Annotated in this window: 16 protein-coding genes; 10 read left to right on the top strand and 6 right to left on the bottom strand. The window is 46.7% G+C overall.

The genetic code is table 11. The features are described 5' to 3' along the window. Position 1: 1 nt before the first annotated feature. The 3 genes from VCHENC03_RS04415 to VCHENC03_RS27545 all read left to right on the top strand — a co-directional run bounded on the left by VCHENC03_RS04415 (position 2) and on the right by VCHENC03_RS27545 (position 1,876). Positions 2 to 976 carry a TDT family transporter gene (locus tag VCHENC03_RS04415; protein ID WP_009707465.1) on the top strand — a complete coding sequence of 325 codons (975 nt, stop codon included), beginning with the start codon at positions 2 to 4 and terminating at the stop codon, positions 974 to 976. A 350-nt stretch (positions 977 to 1,326) separates the two neighbouring features. After that, positions 1,327 to 1,575, top strand: a complete 249-nt coding sequence (locus VCHENC03_RS04420; protein ID WP_009707464.1) for a GlsB/YeaQ/YmgE family stress response membrane protein — start codon at positions 1,327 to 1,329, stop codon at positions 1,573 to 1,575. Positions 1,576 to 1,597: 22 nt separating this feature from the next. After that, on the top strand, positions 1,598 to 1,876 hold the full coding sequence (locus VCHENC03_RS27545) for a hypothetical protein (RefSeq protein ID WP_009707463.1): 279 nt from the start codon (positions 1,598 to 1,600) through the stop codon (positions 1,874 to 1,876). A gap of 18 nt (positions 1,877 to 1,894) precedes the next feature. On the opposite strand, the gene VCHENC03_RS04425 is transcribed toward VCHENC03_RS27545, so the two are convergent. After that, the gene (locus tag VCHENC03_RS04425; protein ID WP_009707462.1) at positions 1,895 to 3,718 is read right to left on the bottom strand and encodes a DUF3413 domain-containing protein; all 1,824 of its coding nucleotides are present in this window, start codon (positions 3,716 to 3,718) and stop codon (positions 1,895 to 1,897) included. Between the two features lie 366 nt (positions 3,719 to 4,084). Between VCHENC03_RS04425 and recC the strand changes: the two genes are divergently transcribed. The 3 genes from recC (at position 4,085) to recD (ending at position 13,646) form a co-directional block, all read left to right on the top strand. Next, a complete protein-coding gene (gene recC, locus VCHENC03_RS04430) occupies positions 4,085 to 7,558 on the top strand; it encodes an exodeoxyribonuclease V subunit gamma (RefSeq protein ID WP_009707461.1) in 3,474 nt (1,157 codons plus the stop codon). Between the two features lie 290 nt (positions 7,559 to 7,848). Then, entirely contained in the window at positions 7,849 to 11,487 is a 3,639-nt protein-coding gene (gene recB / locus VCHENC03_RS04435; RefSeq protein WP_009707460.1) for an exodeoxyribonuclease V subunit beta, read from the top strand. Further along, a complete protein-coding gene (recD, locus tag VCHENC03_RS04440; RefSeq protein ID WP_009707459.1) occupies positions 11,487 to 13,646 on the top strand; it encodes an exodeoxyribonuclease V subunit alpha in 2,160 nt (719 codons plus the stop codon). Before recB ends, recD begins: the two co-directional genes overlap by 1 nt. A 33-nt stretch (positions 13,647 to 13,679) precedes the next feature. On the opposite strand, the gene VCHENC03_RS04445 is transcribed toward recD, so the two are convergent. Both VCHENC03_RS04445 and argA read right to left on the bottom strand, forming a co-directional pair. Continuing rightward, positions 13,680 to 13,865 (bottom strand): hypothetical protein, encoded by a 186-nt coding sequence (locus VCHENC03_RS04445; protein WP_009707458.1) that lies wholly within the window; start codon positions 13,863 to 13,865, stop codon positions 13,680 to 13,682. A gap of 253 nt (positions 13,866 to 14,118) precedes the next feature. Continuing rightward, positions 14,119 to 15,456, bottom strand: a complete 1,338-nt coding sequence (argA, locus tag VCHENC03_RS04450; RefSeq protein WP_009707457.1) for an amino-acid N-acetyltransferase — start codon at positions 15,454 to 15,456, stop codon at positions 14,119 to 14,121. 164 nt (positions 15,457 to 15,620) lie between these two features. On the opposite strand from argA, the gene VCHENC03_RS04455 reads away from it, so the two are divergent. The 4 genes from VCHENC03_RS04455 (at position 15,621) to csdE (ending at position 18,832) form a co-directional block, all read left to right on the top strand. Then, positions 15,621 to 16,076, top strand: coding sequence for a DUF2850 domain-containing protein (locus tag VCHENC03_RS04455; protein ID WP_005436607.1), 456 nt, complete (start codon positions 15,621 to 15,623; stop codon positions 16,074 to 16,076). Positions 16,077 to 16,358: 282 nt separating this feature from the next. Continuing rightward, on the top strand, positions 16,359 to 17,471 hold the full coding sequence (gene mltA / locus VCHENC03_RS04460; protein WP_009707455.1) for a murein transglycosylase A: 1,113 nt from the start codon (positions 16,359 to 16,361) through the stop codon (positions 17,469 to 17,471). A 102-nt stretch (positions 17,472 to 17,573) separates the two neighbouring features. Beyond that, a complete protein-coding gene (gene tcdA, locus VCHENC03_RS04465; RefSeq protein ID WP_005427322.1) occupies positions 17,574 to 18,383 on the top strand; it encodes a tRNA cyclic N6-threonylcarbamoyladenosine(37) synthase TcdA in 810 nt (269 codons plus the stop codon). A 20-nt stretch (positions 18,384 to 18,403) separates the two neighbouring features. Then, positions 18,404 to 18,832: a cysteine desulfurase sulfur acceptor subunit CsdE gene (csdE, locus tag VCHENC03_RS04470; RefSeq protein WP_009707454.1), complete on the top strand. Its 429-nt coding sequence runs from the start codon at positions 18,404 to 18,406 to the stop codon at positions 18,830 to 18,832. A 100-nt stretch (positions 18,833 to 18,932) separates the two neighbouring features. Here csdE and csdA read toward each other — a convergent pair whose 3' ends face one another. The 3 genes from csdA to panE are packed head-to-tail and all read right to left on the bottom strand — an operon-like array spanning position 18,933 to position 21,630. Then, positions 18,933 to 20,144: a cysteine desulfurase CsdA gene (gene csdA / locus VCHENC03_RS04475; protein WP_009707453.1), complete on the bottom strand. Its 1,212-nt coding sequence runs from the start codon at positions 20,142 to 20,144 to the stop codon at positions 18,933 to 18,935. Continuing rightward, positions 20,144 to 20,743, bottom strand: a complete 600-nt coding sequence (locus tag VCHENC03_RS04480; RefSeq protein WP_005436618.1) for a DJ-1 family glyoxalase III — start codon at positions 20,741 to 20,743, stop codon at positions 20,144 to 20,146. Before VCHENC03_RS04480 ends, csdA begins: the two co-directional genes overlap by 1 nt. Further along, entirely contained in the window at positions 20,740 to 21,630 is an 891-nt protein-coding gene (gene panE / locus VCHENC03_RS04485; RefSeq protein ID WP_009707452.1) for a 2-dehydropantoate 2-reductase, read from the bottom strand. The genes VCHENC03_RS04480 and panE overlap by 4 nt, the downstream gene beginning before the upstream one ends. Positions 21,631 to 21,707: the final 77 nt, after the last annotated feature.

Below are 21,707 nucleotides of genomic sequence, written 5' to 3'. Positions count from 1 at the left end.
AATGATTCAAAGAACAAAAGCAAAAGTAATGGGAGCACCAACCCCAATGGCGGGTCTGGCTCTTGGTATTGCGAGCTTAGGTTGGAGTTGGGAAAACTTCGCCGAATTACATGGCTATGGACAGTGGATTAGCGCAGGTATTGCAAGCGTACTGCTAGCAATCTTGGCGACTAAATTTCTTTTTCACAATCATTTGTTGAGACAAGATCTTGCGCACCCTGTGGTGGGTAGTGTCGTTCCAACTTTCGCGATGGGAACCATGGTGGTTTCAAATTCTCTAGGGCACTTTTTCCCTGTTGCAGGTGACGTGCTTTGGTTAGTGGCGGTAGCTCTACATATCGTGTTCCTAGTGAGCTTCTTGTACCACCGCGCGAAAGACTTCGAACTACACCACATGGTGCCAAGCTGGTTCGTACCACCAGTGGGTATTATCGTTGCAGACGTGTCTTTCTCAGGTAACCCAGTACTTGCACCTATTGCACACGGTGCATTGATCTTCGGTATGGTGGCTTACGCGGTGATGTTGCCAATGATGATCTACCGTTTCATGTTCACTCATGAAATTCCAGATGCAGCAAAACCAACCATGGCTATCATGGCGGCACCAGCAAGCCTATCGTTGGCAGGGTACCTAACCGTAACGGCAACACCTTCACCAGTGATTATTGCTCTGTTGTTTGGTATCGCGGTGTTGATGACAGCCATCATCTACCTAGCCTTCTTTAAATTGCTAAGACTGCCATTTAGTCCAGGTTACGCAGCGTTTACCTTCCCAATGGTGATTGGTGCAACGGCTCTGTTCAAAACTGCAAATTGGATGGAAGCAAATGGTCTAGCAGCGCACTATGTACAACAAGTTCGCGGTCTAGCAGGCATCGAATTGATTGTGGCAACGATTGTGGTGACTTACGTAGGTTTGCAATACATCAATAACTTACTAATCCAACCACGCTTGATGACGACACATCACGCATAAGTCTTACTCGTAAAGCAAAGTCTCTTGGTCTCTCTCGCCAAGAGGCTTTTTTTGTATCGGTAGGGTGGGTTCTAAAGTCTATCTGAAGATAAAAAAATGCCACCCCAAAAGGGTGGCAGGAAAAATAGATACAATTTTAATACATCAAACTTTAGTAACCGCGGCCATTGTAGCGAGAGTTCTCATGCAGGAGATGGCAATTCGAAACTTACCTCTCCTCACTATGCCTACTTCGTTATCTAGATTTTTAAGGCTTAGGCATTCTCAAAGGTATAAATTAAGTGATGCTAATGTAAAGAAAGGATTAGTTTTTAGAATATGACCTTTCCCCAAATAGAAAGGATTTTTACATGGCTATCATTGCTTGGGCGGTTTTAGGGTTAGTTGCTGGTGTATTGGCTCAATGGATATTGCCGACGAGAGCTTCAAATAGTTGGCTAGCAACCATCATTCTTGGTGTGCTCGGTGCATTTGTTGGTGGTTACGTAGGCTCAATGTTTGGTTTTGGTGCTGTTGGCGTGTTGAGCGTTGAGGGGATTATTACTGCGACCATCGGCGCTGTCATTTTGCTTTTTGTGTTCCGACTGCTGCGCAAATAACACGCTCAGACACGGTATCAGCATGCAGTATTCTCTCGAAGAAATCTTACACTACTTAAACGACAACCATTTTAGAGCCAGTAATAAAGCGGTCGCTGAAATCCTAGGTGTCAGCGTTTGGTCACTTATCTATAAATTGGATAAGTGTCACCCAGCAGACTCTTGGTTAGTTGATGACAAAACTGGGCTTCCTGTCGGCTACAGTTCAAAGAACTATCACCCTCATTTGTTCCAAAGGAGGGTGATATTGTCGAGTGTGTCTGTGTTAAGGCAACACTTACTTCATCAATATGCTCGCTAGGGGGAACTCTAGCGAGTGTTATCCTTTCTTATAGAAGCGTGACATTTCATCGAGAGAATCTTGAATCACGTTCACTGGCACTTGGTGTTCCGTATCCACTTTAAGTTGATTATTGAGTTGTTGAGAGTGCCCTCCTGGGTTTACCACTAACATGGTTTCTTTCCCTACCAGCGCATAGTTGTAATAACTGCCCGCAATGAACCAATCACGTGGAACACAATTATCAAATAGGTCTCGTCCTACGCTATACGATTGGGTGTTGCCTTTAACGTCGAATAGCTCGTTCATTAGAGTTGGCACAATGTCATAGTGAGTGGTGCGATAGTTGATCTGCTCCGGCTGATGATCTGGAAGATAAACGTATAACGGCACATGCACTTGAGTATCACTGTAGTTACCCGTATGGCCCCAGTAATTCATCTTATGGTCGTTAAATTCCTCACCGTGGTCGGAAGTAATCACCACAATGGTGTTCTCTAAGTCGACATTCTTCAGCACTTTTGCGATCAAACTGTCGATGAAATACAAAGAGTTCTTATAGCGATTATGATAGAGCGAGGCGTCAAAATCGTTATTCAGAAGAATATGATCGACACGTTCCCAGTAAGGCTTGAATTTAGCAAACTCAGGCTCTGGAAAACTGGTGCCATGAGCCGAATCGTAAAACAAGAAGCTAAAATACGGTTTGTCGCTATCTTGCTTTTGAAACTGAATAAACTCATCGGTGATCTGCTGGTCACGTTTGATTTGCGTTTCGCCAGTTTGTTTAAGGGTGAGATCTTTCACCTTCTTAAAGACGGTGCGCGACAAAGGTGGGCTGGTTAATGGTGCTGAACCAAAAATACCCATTCGATAGCCTTGATTTTGCAGGGTATCCATGAAGACGGGGGATTTTTGACTCGCATAAAAGCTGTCCCAGTAAGTTGCTGGCAAGCTGTAGAACAGACTAAAAATACCCGCCTGAGTAGAGTTACCACCGCTCATGTGTTGAGAGAAATTGACTGTTTTTTCGCTGAACTTGCTGACATTTGGCATGATCTCTGGTGTTGCGTCACTGTGGCGCCAAGCATCAACCAGAATGAACAATACATTCGGCTGTTTAGCTTTAGGTTTAACATTTACAGGGGCGAGTGGGTAGTTCAGTGAACTGCTTTCAATGTTTTTCAGCTCCACTCGGTTTTGTGAGGCAATGGTTTCATCCACCAAGTGATGACGATAGATAAACTTACGCGCCGTTAATGGGTAGTAAAGAGGCCAGTTATTCGAGAACTGGCTAACTTCGTCGTCATAGAGTGCGTTTTTATACGCGTGGATAACCTGAGTGCTCAGCAACAAGCTAAACCAAACCGCAACAATCACAAACTTTGCTCGGCTCTGAGCCAGTTTATTGGCTAACCAAACGGTGCATGCCAAGCCAATGGCGAGCAGTGCAATGTCGCTAATAAAGATCAGCCAACTCATCCAAGAGATTTCAAATACGTCACGACCGCCTTCGAAGAACATGCGGATCAACAGGCCATTGATGTGTAGTTTGTATTGCTGGAAAACTAGGATATCGACTTTCAACATGATCAAGAGCGTGATGGCAATGGTGATCACAACAACTTTGAACATGCTTGTCGGCAAAAAGGACAGCAATAAACAACCCAGCATCAGCGGAAGAGCAATTAAACCCAACCAGCCAAATTGTGTAGCAAGTAAATAATACTCTTGCAGAAAGGTGAGCGGTTCTGCTTGGTTGTTTGACAGCAAAAATGGGTAACAAGCGATCGACAGATAAAGCGCAAAGCAAGCAAAAAATGCAATCAGCCAAGCGCTATTTGAAGAAAATTTGCGCAACATAGTTTTGGTATTCCAGTGCTTTTTCATCCCTATCAAATCAAGAACAAAGTGCGGCTCAGCGTGAAATCAAGATGACTTGAACCCCGTGATTCTTCGCCTTTCACTCAATATTCAATTTGATGGGTATTGTTATAAAAATTTGCGTGAATTATAAAACAGTGTTTTTTATCATGAAATAGTTGTGACTGATGTCACGCTTTGTATTTGCGTGTAAGACGTGACTTACAAATGTCAGTTGCTGGTTATTTGCGCAGAGTTTGAGTGTTCTCTAACCTTTTGTTATTTAAGCTATCGAGATCGCTCTAGGAATAAATGCGGCTGTGCTAAGCTTGCTAGCAGTTTCCATTGGCATGCGGTGCTCCTACTTTGTTTACTGTCTATCACTCCAATCAGGTCGATGTTCTCAAATCACTTCTTGTTGAACTGATTCGCATCAATCCGTTAGAAAACCCATTCGAAAAAGAGCAAATTCTGGTTCAAAGCCCGGGTATGTCTCAGTGGTTAAAAATGGAAATGGCGAAAGAGTTTGGTGTTGCGGCAAACCTAGAATTTCCGCTGCCAGCGACTTTCATTTGGGACATGTTCACCCAAGTATTGGCTGATGTGCCTAAGCGCAGTGCCTTCAACAAAGAAGCCATGACGTGGAAGTTGATGCACTTGCTTCCAGGTTTACTAAACGAAGCATCATTCGAACCTTTGGCTCGTTATCTTCAGGACGACACTGACAATTCCAAGCTGTATCAATTGGCAGAGAAAATTGCTGATATCTTCGATGGCTATTTGGTGTATCGCCCAGAATGGATTGCGAGTTGGGAAGCAGGACAAACGGTACCTGAACTTGAAGACGAACACCCATGGCAGCCGATTTTGTGGCAGGCACTGTACGACCACACGGTTACCCTTGGGCAATCGCCTTATCATCGTGCCAATTTGTACGAACACTTCATTGATACGCTCGAAAACTTTAACGGTAACTTTGACCATCTGCCGAAGCGTCTGTTTGTGTTTGGTATCTCTTCACTGCCGCCACGTTACATGGATGCGCTAAAAGCCATTGGTGAACACATTGATGTGCATCTTATGTTTACCAACCCTTGTCGCTATTACTGGGGTGAGGTACGCGACCGTAAATTCCTAGCTCGCCTAGCAGCAAAACATCGTCAGCACGTGGTCTGGCAAGAAGACCATTCTGAAGTACAAGGTGAGAGTGGGCAGTTAAAAGGTTCACTAGAAGAAAACGTGGTGGATGAGCTGCATACCGATGTGGTGGGTAACAGCTTGTTGGCGTCGATGGGTAAACTTGGACGCGATAACATGTATCTGTTGTCGCAGCTTGAATCCCATGAGATTGAAGCTTTTGTTGATGTCGAGCGCGACAGTCTGCTCCATCAACTTCAAGCCGACATTCTTAATTTAGAAGAGCACCAAGACGACGAGCAAATCGACAGCAGCCAGCACAAACAAGTGGTGAGTTTGGGTGATAAATCCCTGAGCTTGCACTCTTGCCACAGCCCAATGCGAGAAGTGGAAGTGTTACACGATCAGCTTTTGGCAATGTTCGATGCTGATCCGACACTGAAACCGCGCGATATTATTGTCATGGTGGCAGACATCAATGCCTACAGCCCTGCGATTCAGGCGGTGTTCGGCAATGCGCCGGGTGAGCGATTTATTCCTTACTCGATTTCAGACCGAACGGCCGATCAAGAAAGCCCAATTTTGGCGGCTTTCATGCAACTTGTTAATTTACCGAATACACGTTGCTTGGCTTCTGAATTACTTGAGCTGTTAGAAACGCCGGCGATTTTGAAGCGATTCGACTTAAGCGAAGATGATTTCCTTCAAGCTAAACAATGGGTGGAAGAATCTGGTATTCGCTGGGGGCTAGATAGCCATACCGGCAGCGAATTTGAGCTGCCAGAAACACGCCAAAATACATGGCAATTTGGTATCCAGCGTATGTTGTTAGGTTACGCGATGCCAGAATCTGCCGGTTTGTTTGAAGCACAAGAGGGTAGCCTCTCTCCATACAATGAAGTGCAAGGTATGGGCGCAGAACTTGCCGGTAAGTTAGCGCACTTTATTCAACAAATTAGCCAATATCGCCGCAAACTTTCCCTTGTTCAGTCGATTGATGCATGGCGTGAAACCTTGGTGGCGATGTTGGATGACTTCTTCTCCGTTGAGCTAGAAGGGGAAATGGCGCTCAAGTCCATTCGAGATACCTTAAGCCAACTGAAAGAACAGCTAACCGATGCGGCATTTGATGACGCCTTGTCGCCTTCTATTGTGAGCCAGTATCTGCAAAACAAGCTGTCAGGAACACGGGTTAGCCAGCGCTTCCTTGCCGGACAAGTGAACTTCTGTACTCTGATGCCGATGCGCTCGATCCCATTTAGAACCGTGTGTCTGCTTGGTATGAACGATGGCGTTTACCCGCGATCAATGCCACCAGAAGGTTTTGACTTAATGACAGGGCGCACTAAACCGGGTGACCGTTCCCGCCGAGACGATGACCGTTACTTATTCTTAGAAGCTGTGTTGTCAGCGCAGCAGAGTTTGTACATCAGTTACGTTGGGCGTTCTATCCAAGATAACACCGAGCGCGTGCCGTCTGTTCTGGTGTCAGAGTTGATGGAATATTGCCATCAGAACTACTGCCTAGATGGCGATCAAGATCAGCCAGTCGATGACTCCGGAGATAAACTACTCAACGAGTTAGTGAACGTACATGCCATGGTGCCATTCAGCCCAAGCGCATTCCAAGGCTCTCATTCGAGCTATGCCAAAGAGTGGATTCCGGCAACGTTGACCCAAAGCAATCAATCGCAAGGTCATGCTCGTGGCGAGTTTAACCGCGCATTGGATGATTACTTACTTGGCGCAACCTTCCCAATCGAATTGGACTTGGTGGAATTACAACGCTTCTGGCGTTTACCAGTACAGTATTTCTTTAACCGCCGTTTGAAAGTGATGTTCGAGCCGCCATTGCCCGTGATGGAAGACGATGAGCCATTCGTGTTAGGCGGTTTGGAAAGCTATCAAATGCGTGATGAGCTACTGGAAACCTTGCTCGAAACCGCCATTACCCAACCGGCCGCAAAAGCAGATGTACTCAAGCACTTTATGAGTGAGCAACGCGCACAGGGCAAATTACCGGTTGGCGCATTTGGTGATATCGAGTTTGAAACCAACCGCGTGCAAGCTGAAGAGCTGGTGGATAAGTTGGCGTTTTTGTCCGGTGCGCCGCAAGACGATTTAGAAATCGACCTTACCTTCGATGTACTTGGTGAAGGAAAAAATATCCGTCTAACCGGTTGGCTAACTCAATGCTATCAATCTGGTTTGATTCGCTACCGCAGCGGTAAAATTCGTGCGCAGGATTATCTTGCTGCATGGATCGATCATCTTGCTATGTCTGCCTCTGGTTATCCGAGAAAGACCCACGTTATTGGTTATGACCGCAAGGAAGGCGCGGTGCATTTAGTTTACCCAGCAATGGCAGACGCTGCGCAAGCGAAACAACTGCTTTCTGAATTAGTGCGTTTGTTTTTTGAAGGCATGACTAAGCCATTGCCATATTTCCCGAAAACAGCACTGGCGTGTGTCGAGGCGGGCTTTAGTCGTGGTCATTGGGCTGATGACGAAGAGAAATCGCTGAAGAAAATGGCGGACGCATTCAATGATGGTTACATGAGCCCAGGCGAAGGAAACAATGCGTATATTTCGCGTATTTGGTCTGCTTGGAATGATGAGCTTGCAGCAGAAGTTCGCACACTAACTGCATTGGTTCTTCAAGGCGCAAGATTGGCAGCACAAGATGCTGATGATGAAAAGTAAGTTGGATTATTTAGATAAAAAAGAGAGTAGGGTGGCCGCCAGAAAATCATTATTTTTTGTAGGGCGTTCGCTGTACGGCCACAAGGTCAGAGGGACCATGATTCGTTTGAGTGTAGCTGCCTGAAAGGCTTGGCTTATCTCGTGAGGCGCATACTAACGGTACTCCGTAATGATAACCGTGAGTGAGATCCCACAAAGGTCTAAATATTCCAACCTATTAGACATATTAATAGAATTTTTAACGATAGATCACAGTTCGATCAGTCGATAATCCGGAGAGATTCAGCGTTATGGCGCAAATGTCAGTTCCAACTCCACTGCAAACCATGACTTTTCCACTGCATGGTGCAAGGCTAATTGAAGCATCGGCGGGTACGGGTAAAACCTTTACCATCGCGGGTTTGTATTTGCGACTCCTACTAGGGCATGGCACTGCCGATACGAAGCACCGCGTGCCGTTGACCGTGGATCAAATTCTGGTGGTGACCTTTACTGAAGCTGCAACGGCGGAGCTGCGTGATCGTATTCGTGCGCGTATTCACGACGCGAGGATCGCATTCGCTCGCGGGAAAAGCTCAGATCCTGTGATTCAGCCTTTGTTGGAAGAAATCGAGGATCATAAGCAAGCTGCTGAGATCCTATTACAAGCAGAGCGCCAAATGGATGAAGCTGCGGTGTACACCATTCATGGTTTCTGCCAACGCATGCTGACGCAAAACGCATTCGAATCCGGTAGTCGCTTCAATAATGAGTTTGTGACAGACGAAAGCCATCTTAAAGCGCAAGTCGTTGCCGATTACTGGCGTCGTAACTTCTACCCTCTGCCATTCGCTTTGGCTGGAGAAGTGCGCCAACTATGGGGCTCGCCATCGGATCTGCTGTATGACATCAGCAACTACCTCACGGGCGCGCCGCTAAGTCTCTCTGTTCCTGCAATGCAGGGGAGTCTTGCCGATTTGCATGAGCAAAACCTAAAGCAAATTGATGCTTTGAAAGGCCAGTGGCGTGATAGCCAAGAGGACTTCCTCACACTGATTTCTGATTCCGACGTCAACAAACGTAGCTACACCAAGAAGTCTTTACCGACATGGCTAGAAGCGGTCAACGCATGGGCTGCGACAGAAACCACGGGTTATGAGTATCCAGATAAGCTGGAGAAGTTCGCGCAGAATGTGTTGCTTGAGAAAACGCCGAAAGGCACTGCGCCACAGCACCCTGTGTTTGAGGCGATAGAAGCCTTCCTTGCAAACCCAATCAGTTTAAAAGCGCCGCTATTGGCTCATGCGATTGAGCATTGTCGAGTGATGCTGGCAAAAGCTAAAAATCAGAAGCAATGGTTGTCATTTGATGACTTACTGACTCAGCTTTCTGCCTCGATTGATACCGATGAAACCGCACTACTGACAGAGCGCATTCGCACGCTTTATCCGGTTGCGATGATCGATGAATTCCAAGATACTGACCCACTGCAATACAGTATTTTCAGCCGCATTTATTTGGATAATCCTGAGTGCGGTTTGTTTATGATCGGTGACCCGAAACAGGCGATTTACGGTTTCCGTGGGGCGGACATCTTCACATACATAAAGGCGCGTAACCAAGTTAGTGCTCACTACACGCTTGGTACCAACTGGCGCTCAAGTGCCGATATGGTATTGGCAGTGAACCAGATTTTTGCTCTGCCAGATAGCCCGTTTATTTATGACTCCGACATTCCATTCCACCCCGTGGATTACAGCCCAAGTGCCGATAAACGCGTTTGGACTATGGGTGGTCAAAAGCAACCTGCACTGACTTATTGGCTGCAAGAAGCGGAGGATAAACCTTTGCCAAAAGGTGAATACCTCACCGCCATGGCGGAGGCGACAGCGAGCCAAATTCAAACCATTTTGACCGCAGCGCAACAAGGCCAAGCGTGTCTGGTTAATGGCGAAAAGCAGAAGCCAGTTAAAGCGGGCGACATTGCAGTATTGGTGCGAACGGGTAGCGAAGGTCGCATGGTCAAACAGGCGTTAGCAGACCAAGGCATTGCCAGTGTGTACCTTTCTAACCGCGATAGCGTGTTTACCAGTTCCGTCGCACAAGACTTACAGCGTTTGCTGCAAGCGGTGTTAACGCCAGAAAACGACAGAGCATTACGCGCCAGCCTAGCATCAGAATTATTCGCTCTGGATGCGGCCAGTTTAGACGCCCTCAATAACGACGAAACCGTGTGGGAAAATGCGGTTAACGAGTTCAAAGAATACCGTAAGCTTTGGGTGCAACGTGGTGTGCTTCCTATGCTGCGAGCAGTGATCAGTAAGCGTCATATTGCTGAGCGTTTGCTAGAAGAAGGGGCGAGCTCGCAAAGTGAGAACGGTGAGCGAGTACTTACCGATCTGATGCACATTGGTGAGCTATTGCAGCAAGCGAGCAACGAATTAGACAGCGACCACGGTTTGCTGCGTTGGTTAGCGCAATCCATCAGCGATGCCGAGCACGGGCTAGGTGGCAGCGATGACCAAATTCAGCGTTTGGAATCAGAGCGTAACTTGGTGCAAATCGTCACCATTCACAAATCTAAAGGCCTGGAATATGACTTGGTCTTCTTGCCATTTGTGTTTGGCTACCGAGAAGCGAGTGAAGCCAAATACTACGACGCTGAGAACGATCGCACCGTACTTGATATCACGGGCAATGATGCGTCGTTAAAACAGGCAGATAAAGAGCGCCTTGCTGAAGATTTGCGCCTTATCTATGTAGCGCTAACGCGTGCCGTGTATGCCTGCTTTATTGGTGCTTCACCACTGCGCAATGGTCGCTCAAGCAAAGAGCCAACCGGTGTGCATCACAGTGCGATTGGTTACTTGGTGCAAAATGGTCAAGAGGGTGGCATCAACGACCTGTTTGTGGGGCTGAAAAAGCAGCAAGAGAATCTCGATAACGTGGTGATTTGTGAGCCTCCAAAGCAGCACGATGAGATGTATGTTGCGGAGCAAACCGAGTTAGAAGCGTTGACTGCCAAAGAGCTGCAAAACCCGATTGATAGAAACTGGCGCATCACCAGTTACTCGGGTTTAGTTAAGCAAGGTTCTCATCATGCTGAACATGACGCGACGATTGAAATCACCGGCTTTGATATCGATTCTTCAGAAGAGCAAGATGAAGCCGAATTGGTTGAGCCAGAACGCTCTATCTTCAACTTCCCACGTGGCGCACGTCCGGGTACTTTCCTGCACAGTTTATTTGAGGAAATAGAGTTTACTCAACCTGCGACGACGGAAGAGAACACCCAAATCATCCTCGGTTTAATGGAAAGTGAGCAGCTTGATGAAGAGTGGTTGCCAATCCTGCAACAGTTGATTGATACCGTGCTGGCAACGCCTTTGGATAGCAAAGCACTGCTGCTCAATCAAAAAGGTCCGGCGCAACGTTTGGTTGAGATGGAGTTCTTATTACCGATTGAAGTGCTATCTGCACCAGCATTGAACCGTGTGATTCAACGTCATGATCCGCTGTCTGCTAAAGCGGGCGATCTGGGTTTCCAAACCGTGCAAGGCATGTTGAAAGGCTTTATTGACTTGGTGTTTGAGCATCAAGGTAAATACTACGTCCTCGACTGGAAATCGAACCACTTAGGCGATGATGTGTTCCATTATCATGGCGATGCGTTGAAGTCGGCGATGGCGGATCATCGCTACGATCTGCAATACCAAATCTACGCCTTGGCGCTGCATCGTTTCTTACGCAGCAGATTGCCAAATTATGATTATGAACAGCACTTTGGCGGCGTTTATTACCTGTTCTTGCGTGGTATGGATGGGCAAAGTGATCACGGTATTTTTTCTGCCAAGCCAACCTTTGAATTTTTACAAGAGATGGATCATTTGATTGATGGTCAAGCACCTGACACGCGATCCAGCGAATCCGGTCAGATGGAGTTAATTTGATGAAAACCAATGATCTTCTTTCTGAGCAAAGCAGCCCTGTAGCAACACGAGATCTATTGGCAACTTTAGAATCGTTGGCAAAAAAAGGGGCGATTCGCCAGTTGGATTTCCAGTTCGCGCGCTTTATCTATTCGCAAGTTGAGCAACAAGCGAACAGCCAAGAACTGGCGTTTATTGCTGGTGTGGTCAGCAGTGAATTAGGCAAAGGGCACATCTGCTTGCCTCTGTTTGACAGCCAAGGGCAGCCAACAGACCTTGCCAGTAAGCTCGGTCTGTTTGGGGAGTCTGCGTTAGCGCTTAATACTCAACTGCAGGGCATCAATTGGGTGGAGCTTCTGCAAGTATCGCCTTTGGTTGGTACTCAAGGTGAAGCTTTGCCAATGATGTTTGATGGCGAACGTCTCTACTTGCATCGTTACTGGCACTATGAAGTGACGTTGGCAGACAAGCTCAATCAACTCAGTGCGGCTGTAAACCTTCAGCCTCAAGAGTTCACACGTTTGTCTGAGTTGCTTCACCATTTATTCGCTCGTCAGTACCACTTTTTGTTCAATGCATTAGCTAAAGTGGCAGAGTCGGGAACCAGTAACCAAGTGCTACGCCAGCAGCTAGTCTGTGACCATTTAGATGTGGTCACTGTAGACAGTCTCGATTGGTCAGCCATTGATGCGGCAGTCTGCCAAGCAAAACAGGTTCATGAATTGCAAGTCCTGGACAAGCTTGTACCGTTATCAGCTTGTGTTAACTGGCAGAAGGTCGCTGCTGCGGTGGCACTGACGCGTCGTTTTGCGGTGATTTCTGGTGGGCCGGGTACGGGTAAAACCACCACGGTAACCAAATTGCTTGCCGCGCTGATTGAGCAAGCAGGACAAGAGAAAAACCTCACCATCAAGCTGGTGGCGCCAACAGGTAAAGCGGCAGCGCGTTTGACGGAGTCTATTGGTAAAGCGATTCAAGAGTTGCCAGTGGAGTCTGAGCTTAAAGCGAAAATTCCAACCGAATCGAGCACTTTGCATCGCCTATTGGGCGCGATCCCAAACAGTGCAGAGTTTCGTCACAACAAACAAAATCCGCTGCACCTCGATATTTTAGTGGTGGATGAAGCCTCCATGGTCGATCTGCCGATGATGTACAAAGTTGTGGATGCACTGCCAAAGCATGCGCGTTTGATTCTTCTCGGAGATAAAGACCAGTTGGCATCGGTAGAAGCTGGTGCGGTGCTAGGTGATATCTGTTCGTTCCATGCATTTGGCTTTGGCAAAGAGCAGGCGTCTGCAGTCGCGAAGCTAACAGGTTTTGACACTTTGGCGTACAGCACCAACAGTAATGCTTCGATTGCCGATAGCCTATGCATGCTGCAAAAGAGTTACCGATTCGACGCCCGCTCTGGTATTGGCCAGCTAGCAAAAGCGGTCAACGCTGGCTCAGCTGCAAAAGTAGACGACGTTTGGAATCGTGATTTTGCTGATATCGAGCATTTCGCACTGAGTAGCCAAAATTACAATCAGATGATGCAGACTTTGGTTGCCGAATATGGTCGTTATTTAAAACGCATCGGACAGCAAGAGATTGACCAGAAGACTGGGGAACCAGAAACGTTGACCCACAAAGCTAAAGCAGTGCTGGATACCTTTAATCAATGCCGATTATTGTGTGCCATCCGTGAAGGTGATTTTGGTGTGACCGGTTTAAACCAACGCATTGAAAAAGCACTAGCTGCACGTAAGTTGATTCAAACCCAAGACGAGCTTTGGTATCACGGCAGGCCAGTGATGGTCACGCGTAACGATCATGGCTTGGGATTGTATAACGGTGATATCGGCATTTGCATGCGAGACGATAGCGAAGGTGAACCGCGTCTTAAAGTGTTCTTCGAATTGCCGGATGGCAGCGTGAAGTCGGTGCTGCCAAGCCGAGTGCCTGAGCATGAAACCGCATATGCGATGACCATTCATAAATCACAGGGCAGTGAGTTTGAATACACGCTAATGATTTTGCCGCCAGATTTCAGTCCAATCCTCACTCGCGAGCTGATCTACACTGGCATTACTCGCGCGAAGAAACGCCTTGCGATGTACGCTGAGATGAATGTTCTCAAGCGCGGTATTAAGGTGAAAACTACTCGAGCGAGTGGGTTGGTATCTCGCTTATCTAGTTAAAACAAAAAGACCGAGCGTCATGCTCGGTCTTTTTTAATTTTGTGTAAACGCATTGGTAAATGACACGCTGCGAATTTTGTACTGCTGTTGGTAAGCCAAGATAAAATCTTTAATGGCGTCATTGACGGGGAACACGCAATGGACGTCTAGCCCTTCTAGAAAATGGTTATCCGCCATATCCCAAAAGCTTTGAAGTGAATTGCAAATAATGGTTCTCATAACAGTGCTCATCTTATTCATTTTAAGAGTAACAACTGTCCTTGATGCGTCATGCAGCGCGATGGAGCTTGTTCTGCACTTTAGGGTGAACAATATTCACCTAGATCCATTTGTGAGTTGATTAAAAACCAACCGTTTGTCGCGCAGAGTATAACCAACCATATGTATATTGAAAAGGTTAAATTGCGACCAATGTCAATGTAAAGCTTTGCATAATGATATAAGTGCTGAATAAATAACGTTTCGTTATTCGTCAGAGATCTAATGCCAGAATCTTCGATTTACGTTGGAAGTTATACAGCCCTTGTTTTGCTCCCGGAAGGTAATCAACATTCACTTCATAGAAGCCTTGCTCTCTAAACCAATGCAGACTGTGTGTGGTCAACACAAAGATCTGATTGATGTTGTCTGATTTTGAACGATGCTTCATATAGTTCAGTAGCAATAACCCACGGTTTCCATCACGATAGTCTGGGTGGATCGCCACACAAGCCATCTCTGCTTTTTGCTCTTCGATATATGGGTACAAAGCGGCGCAACCGATGATCAAGCCGTCTTTTTCAATGATGGTGAACTTATTAATTTCTTGCTCAAGCTGTTCGCGAGAGCGTCTTACTAGCACGCCTTGTTCTTCTAATGGGCGAATCAGATCTAAAATACCGCCAATGTCATCGATGTCCGCTTCACGTACCTGTTCAGCACTGGCCATTACAACCTGTGTACCGATACCATCGAAAGAGAACAATTCTTGAATGAGTGCGCCATCAACTTTGTAACTGATTAGGTGGCTTCTTGGCACACCTGCACGGCAAGCAGAAATCGAGCCTTTGAGAAAACGTAATGTTCCAGAGTTATAGTCGGAATCTGGTGAGGTGTCTGCCATGAGTTTCGTGATGACATGCTCGGCTTCAATAGGGAATAATTCCGCGACGGCGTTACCATTGTCATCAATAACCCCTTGCTCAGAACAGAAGCCAATCAATTTATCCGCACCAAGCTTAATCGCTAGTTGAGTCGCGACTTCTTCTGAGGGAAGGTTGAAGCATTCCCCTGTAACTGAGCTGGCGATTGGGCCGAGTAATACAATTGAACCTTGATCGAGTGTCCGGTGGATTGCATCGGTATCGATTCGACGAATGCGTCCGCTGTGGCAATAGTCGACGCCGTCATCCACACCGAGTGGCTGAGCAATGACAAAGTTGCCGCTCACAACGTTAAGTTGAGTACCCGCCATCGGCGTGTTGTTAAGGCTCATAGATAAGCGTGCGGTTATCGCCAGTTGAAGCTGCCCTGCTGCTTGCATAACTACCGAAAGCGCGGCTTCATCTGTGATTCGAACGTTTTTGTGGTATGGCGTAGTAAGCTCTTGCTTCTCTAGTAGTTGGTTGATCTGTGGCCTGGCACCATAAACAACAACAACTTTAATGCCAAGGCTGTGCATTAAAGCAATGTCATTGATAATGTTACCAAAGTTTTTATCGGCAACCGCTTCACCTCCTAGCATTAGTACCATGGTTTTTCCACGGTGAGCATTCACATAAGGTGTGGATTGACGGAATCCTTTAACCAGAGCAGTACTACGAATTTTCACTACAGCCATTCCTTGTGTTTATTTATGCTTTAATATTGTCTTTTTATTCAAATTTTGGCAAGGTAATTTTTTGGAATAAAGCACAAACATCGTGAGCGTGATGCTTGGTTGTGTTTGGCTGATGAGGGTACAATGTTCCCGTCTAGTTCAAACACGTGAGCCTCATGTCTTCAGTTGTAAATAAGAATGCTGCTATCGCTGCTCAATCAGAGCAAAATATCTCTACAAAATCGCCACTTCGTAAATGGATCGAACGTTCGCTTATGCTAACGGCGATCGTAGGAACGATAGTCGTATTTATGATGTATGGTGATTTGATCACGCGCTATATCAATCCACCAGTTTCTAAGTCTGTGATTTATGGCAAGTGGGTAGAGCAAGACGTGGCGCCATATGCTCGTGAAGAGTTTATTCTTAGTGAGCGTGGTGTAACGGTGAGAGGGTCAACCGTGGCGACGGATTTCGAATTTGATGGTGATACGCTTTCTTATAAGGTCGGCTCTACAGTGCGTCGATTTGACTTCCTCGATCAGCATCATTCTGAAATGAAGTTGGATTCAAATGCCCACTATCTGCCCGTTTTTCACCTAGAAGGTCATTCGAACCTAGCTATTCGCTAGCGCTTCATATTCGTAAAATTCTTTCTATAACTGCTCGCTGGGTCTCAGTGTGAGAGGGCTAGCGTTTTCGGGTATCTTAAAATTCCTGCCACTTCCATCAGACATTGTCCGGACAATCGTTTGATTACATTGCTGTTATTATCCAGCTTCCTATTTTTATGGATGAATTAGCAGCAACTAAAGCCTTTGCCTTATCGCTGATACACTTTGTCGCAGCTTTTCAATTGCGTCGTTTGCATTTGTTTGCCATCCTTTTGCTATCTTCTTTTATGGAAAAAACACGTGTTTAAAAAACTCCTTCTTATTGTCTCTTTAAGTCTGTTATTTGGTTGTGCGACTGAGCCAGAACAAAACCTACTTGCTAAGCAAGATTACGATGGCGAGTTTTCGCATATCTTGAACAAAGCTGATGTCGTTGAATCCAACAAGCCGCAAGACTTCACTGAATTCAACAAACAAGCAGAACAGGTTGTGACTAAGTCGCCTTCAATGGCAAAAATGTATCAGCCACTTTACGAGAAGTTGAGTGAATGGGCATTGCAGAGTGGTGACACGACTGCGCTCAGTGCTTACGGCATCCAAGCCGCGCAGCTTGGTGGTGGTGATAAGAAGGGCAACGTGTTGTTCACAGGCTATTTCTCTCCTGTGATGGAATTGCGTCATCAACCGAATGAAAAATATAAGTACCCGGTTTACGGCAAGCCAAAATGTAGCTCTGATTGCCCAACACGTGCGGAAATTTATAACGGTGCGCTTGAGGGACAAGGTCTGGTATTGGGTTACGCACCAAACCGTATTGATCCATTCATGATGGAAGTGCAAGGCAGTGGCTTTGTTCATTTCGAAGATGACGATACGCTGGAATACTTTGCTTACGCAGGCAAGAACAATAAAGCGTACGTGAGTATTGGCCGAATTCTAATTGAGCGTGGTGAAGTGCCACGTGAAGAGATGTCACTCAAAGCCATCAAAGACTGGGTGATGAAGAATGATGAAGCAACGGTTCGTGAGTTGCTAGAGCAAAACCCTTCTTATGTGTTCTTTGCTCCACAAGCGGATGCGCCAGTAACGGGCTCTGCAGGTATTCCACTATTACCAATGGCATCGGTAGCTGGCGATCGTTCGATTCTACCTATGGGCACGCCAATTTTGGCGGAAGTGCCATTGCTTAATAAAGACGGTACATGGAGTGGGGTGCACCAGCTTCGTCTTCTTATTGTGTTAGACACTGGCGGTGCAGTGAAGCAAAACCATCTTGACCTATACCATGGTATGGGACCACGTGCCGGTACAGAAGCGGGCCACTACAAGCATTTTGGTCGAGTGTGGAAGCTGGGCTTGGAAAACACGCCAACGCAAGCACCTTGGGCTTTGCCGCCAGAGAAGTTACAATAGCCGCCTAGCGAGAGGAATTACCTCTCATCATCTAGACATTTCCTCAAAGAGTGCGTATAAATCGCACTCTTTGTTTTTCTATCGATCATCTGGAACTTCAATATGCGTGAACTCGATACTCCGGCATCTGACAGCTATAACCAACGTTTTGGTGGCACTCGTCGTCTCTACGGTAACAGCGAAGTAGAAATCCTTCGTGCTGCACACGTGTGTGTGATTGGTATTGGTGGCGTAGGTTCTTGGGCGGTAGAAGCGCTGGCACGTACTGGTATTGGTGAGCTGACGCTGATTGATATGGATGACGTGTGTGTGACTAACATTAACCGTCAAATCCACGCGATGACTGGCACGGTTGGTCAAAGCAAAATTGAAGTGATGGCAGAGCGCGTTAAGCTGATTAACCCAGAGTGTAAGGTGAATCTGATTGACGATTTCATCACGCCAGATAACCAGCACGAGTACTTGAGCAAAGAGTTCGATTACGTGTTGGATGCGATCGATAGCGTAAAAGCAAAAGCGTCTCTACTGGCTTACTGCCGTAGCAACAAGATTAAAGTGATCACAACTGGCGGTGCTGGTGGTCAAATCGATCCAACCCAAATCATGGTGGCGGATCTGACCAAGACAATCCAAGATCCACTGGCGAAGAAGATCAAAGATACATTACGTCGTCATCATAACTTCCCAAAAAATCCAGCGCGTAAGTTTGGTATTGATTGTGTGTTCTCTACGGAGCAATTGAAGTACCCACAAGCCGATGGTTCAGTATGTGGCGTGAAATCGACAGCAGAAGGTCCAAAACGTATGGATTGCGCGAGTGGTTTTGGCGCGGCGACGGTTGTAACCGCAACGTTCGGTTTTGTTGCGGTATCACGCATCGTTGAAAAGCTGATCCAAAAACATAAGAAGTAATTCAGAGAAGAGAGCGCATCATGACTGATTTCCCTGTCTCGCCGTTTGGCACTGACATCACCAGTGAAGACATCGCCGTAACCATGCAGCAATTTAAAGGTTGGGAAGACCGCTACCGTCAGGTGATCCAATGGGGTAAAAAGCTGCCTCAAATGCCTGAAGAGCTTAAATCAGAGCAAGTAACCGTATCTGGTTGTGAAAGCCTAGTGTGGTTGGTGAGCAAAGAGCAAGAAGGCTTATGGCACTTCTGCGCTGACTCTGATGCGCGTATTGTTCGTGGTCTGATTGCCTTAGTGATGGCGGCTTACGACGGCAAAACGGCAGAGCAAATCCAAGCGTTTGATATTGATGCTTACTTTGAAAAACTGGGCTTAATTGCTCACCTAAGCCCATCGCGTGGCAATGGTTTGAAAGCGATTGTAGAGCAGATCAAAGCGCAGGCTCAGTAATTGCGATTAGGAATACCGCATAAAGAACAAAACAAAGAAAAGGGTTGAAGCCAAATGGTTTCAACCCTTTTTCTATATATCTAGATTGGTATCTTGATTGTTAAAGCATATCGACCGCTTTCTCGACTGCCGCAATCAGCTTTTCAACATCTTCTAACGTGTTGTAGATACCAAAAGAAACGCGCACCGTTCCTTTAACGTTGAGCGCATCCATCAGAGGGTGAGCACAGTGATGCCCAGCACGAACAGCGATACCTTGTTGATCAAGTAAAGTAGCAATATCTTGGTGGTGAACGCCATCCATTACAAAAGTAAGCACTGAAGCATTCTGCTGATAACCAAGGATTTGAATGTCATCCAATTGGCTTAGTGCTTGGTAAGCTTTGTCTTGTAGAGAATGCAGATGTGCCTCTACTGCGGCTTGGTCGAAGCTTTGGTACCAATCGATGGCTTTCGCTAGAGCAATCGCGCCGGCGACGTTCGGTGTACCCGCTTCAAACTTACCCGGCAAGGCAGAGAAGGTGGTCTTCTCGAACGAGACTCTTTCAACCATTTTGCCGCCGCCGTGCCATGGTGGCATCGCTTCTAAAAGTTCAAGCTTGCCATACAGAACGCCAATCCCAGCGGGTGCATACAGCTTGTGACCAGAGAAGACATAAAAGTCGACATCGAGCTCTGCCAAGTTCAACGGTTCATGAACAATGCCCTGTGCACCATCGACAACGACAACTGCGCCTACCGCATGTGCCATGGCGATGATTTTCTCGATAGGTTGACGAGAGCCCGTCACATTGGTGATTTGTGCACACGCTACGATTTTACAGCGCTCCGACAACAGTGCTTCAAACGCATTGATGTCGAATTGGCAATCGGGGGTCATCGGAACCTTAATGATTTTCGCGCCCGTTTGCTCCGCGACAATTTGCCAAGGCACGATGTTCGCGTGATGTTCCATTTCACTGATCAGAATTTCATCACCCGCTTGGAGTGTGCTACGAGCATAAGTTTGCGCGATGAGATTTAGTGCTTCGGTTGCGCCGCGAGTCCAAATGATTTCTTTTGAACTGCTCGCCCCAATAAAATTCGCAACGGTTTCACGAGCCGCTTCAAATTGGCTGGTCGCGTTGGCTGTTAAGCTATGACTGCCACGGTGCACGTTAGCATTTTGTGCACTGTAGTAACGGCTAATCACATCGATCACGCACTGCGGTTTTTGCGTTGTTGCTGCGCTATCAAGGTAAACCAAAGGCGATTGGTTTACGTCTTGATTTAGGGCTGGGAACTGTTCGCGTACAGCGTTTACGTCAAACATTATTCGTCACCGAATTCGTGATAATGCAGTGTTGGGATAGTGACTAACGGTTCTGCGACCATCCATCCATGCTCTTTACCAGAAAGTTTGATAATGATTTCCATCGCGAACTCAAGAGCAGTTCCTGGTCCCTGACTCGTCAGTAGGTTGTGATTCACATCCATGGTGACGCGTTTTGCTCGCCATTTGTCTTCCGGAATATGAGATTGGAAGCTTGGGTGGCATGTCATCAAGGCTTCAGGGTAAAGGTTGTGGTGTTGTAGAACCAAAGCTGGCGCTGCACAAATAGCCGCAACCAGTTTACCTTCGTACATATGCTGTTTCAGGATCTCAATCATGATTGTGCTATCACGGAAGGTTTCTGCACCACCTACGCCACCAGACAGAACAATCGCATCAAACTCGTCATCGGCAATATCAACCAGCTTGCAATCCGCGGTTAGTGTCACGCCACGAGACGCTTTCATAGTCAGTGCACCATCGAAATCTGCGCTTGCGACTGTGACGTCATAGCCTGCTCGAACCATCAAGTCGATAACGGTTACCGCTTCCATTTCTTCTGTGCCCGGCGCGATAGGTACTAAGATCTTTTTATTCATTGTTCTGTCCAGCTTTGTTCAATCTGTTTGATGCGTTGATAGAGTTTGGCGTTCTCTGGCGTACTAATGTGATGCTTTTCAGCAGCTTTCAGCAAATAGCCGGTAATAAAATCAATTTCGGTGCGACGTTGGTGAAAAACATCTTGTCTCATTGAAGAGTAGTTTGCGGCTGTTGCGTTCACCACTTGCATAACAGTGGTGTGAAGAGAATCAAAATCGATCTTTATCTCTTCTTTATTCATAACCTCCACCAACTCGCGGGTGATGTTCGCCAACTCGGAGGCAAATTCCGGAGCGGCAAGTTCACCATTCTTACATTGATGAATGGCGGTCAGAGGGTTGATCGCGCAATTGATCGCAAGCTTGGTCCACAATGCAGCGTTGATATTTGGGTTCCAATTCACCTCTGGTAAAGCGTGATTCATCACCTCCGCTAAGAAGTTACATTGAGTACCTTTAGCATTAAAGCCACCCAGTTGAGTATTTCCCTGACCAGTATGCAGAACCTGCTCTTTACTTGGTTTGTAAGCACCGTGTGTTGTTGTGGCAACGATTAATGGGTTATCAGGCAGTTTTGCTTCAAGTAGCAGTGCAGTGCCCATACCGTTGTGCAGTAACATCACGATGGTGTCTTCGCTGATGTAGGGAAGAAGAGGCTCAATCGCGCTTTCCACTTGCCATGCTTTTACTGTCACAACAATCAGATCTGCATTTTGAACAGAAGGGATGTGCTGATTAGAAAAATTGATTGCTGGATGGTCATCGAGTTGGAGCAACTGCTCGCTGTTTGAGCTTCTTCCCCACAAGGAAACATTGTGTCCAGCAAGTTTGAATTTAGTCGCCCAGAGTGAACCAACGGCTCCCGGACCTAAGATGAGAATATTCACCAAACGCTCTCATTAAAAAGGTTTGCTGCAAGGATAATGAGGGAAAAAAGGAAAGCAAATAAAAATGGCGCCAAGAG

The sequence above is a fragment of the Vibrio sp. HENC-03 genome (assembly GCF_000305755.2).
Taxonomy (GTDB): Bacteria; Pseudomonadota; Gammaproteobacteria; order Enterobacterales; family Vibrionaceae; genus Vibrio; species Vibrio owensii.
This window is presented reverse-complemented; position numbering and strand designations above follow the sequence as displayed.

Coding starts and splice junctions, on each gene's coding strand:
- VCHENC03_RS04415 (WP_009707465.1), top strand. CDS start 2: ATGATTCAAAGAACAAAAGCAAAAGTAATGGGAGCACCAACCCCAATG.
- VCHENC03_RS04420 (WP_009707464.1), top strand. CDS start 1,327: ATGGCTATCATTGCTTGGGCGGTTTTAGGGTTAGTTGCTGGTGTATTG.
- VCHENC03_RS27545 (WP_009707463.1), top strand. CDS start 1,598: ATGCAGTATTCTCTCGAAGAAATCTTACACTACTTAAACGACAACCAT.
- VCHENC03_RS04425 (WP_009707462.1), bottom strand. CDS start 3,718: ATGTTGCGCAAATTTTCTTCAAATAGCGCTTGGCTGATTGCATTTTTT.
- recB (WP_009707460.1), top strand. CDS start 7,849: ATGGCGCAAATGTCAGTTCCAACTCCACTGCAAACCATGACTTTTCCA.
- recD (WP_009707459.1), top strand. CDS start 11,487: ATGAAAACCAATGATCTTCTTTCTGAGCAAAGCAGCCCTGTAGCAACA.
- VCHENC03_RS04445 (WP_009707458.1), bottom strand. CDS start 13,865: ATGAGAACCATTATTTGCAATTCACTTCAAAGCTTTTGGGATATGGCG.
- VCHENC03_RS04455 (WP_005436607.1), top strand. CDS start 15,621: ATGTCTTCAGTTGTAAATAAGAATGCTGCTATCGCTGCTCAATCAGAG.
- tcdA (WP_005427322.1), top strand. CDS start 17,574: ATGCGTGAACTCGATACTCCGGCATCTGACAGCTATAACCAACGTTTT.
- csdE (WP_009707454.1), top strand. CDS start 18,404: ATGACTGATTTCCCTGTCTCGCCGTTTGGCACTGACATCACCAGTGAA.
- csdA (WP_009707453.1), bottom strand. CDS start 20,144: ATGTTTGACGTAAACGCTGTACGCGAACAGTTCCCAGCCCTAAATCAA.
- VCHENC03_RS04480 (WP_005436618.1), bottom strand. CDS start 20,743: ATGAATAAAAAGATCTTAGTACCTATCGCGCCGGGCACAGAAGAAATG.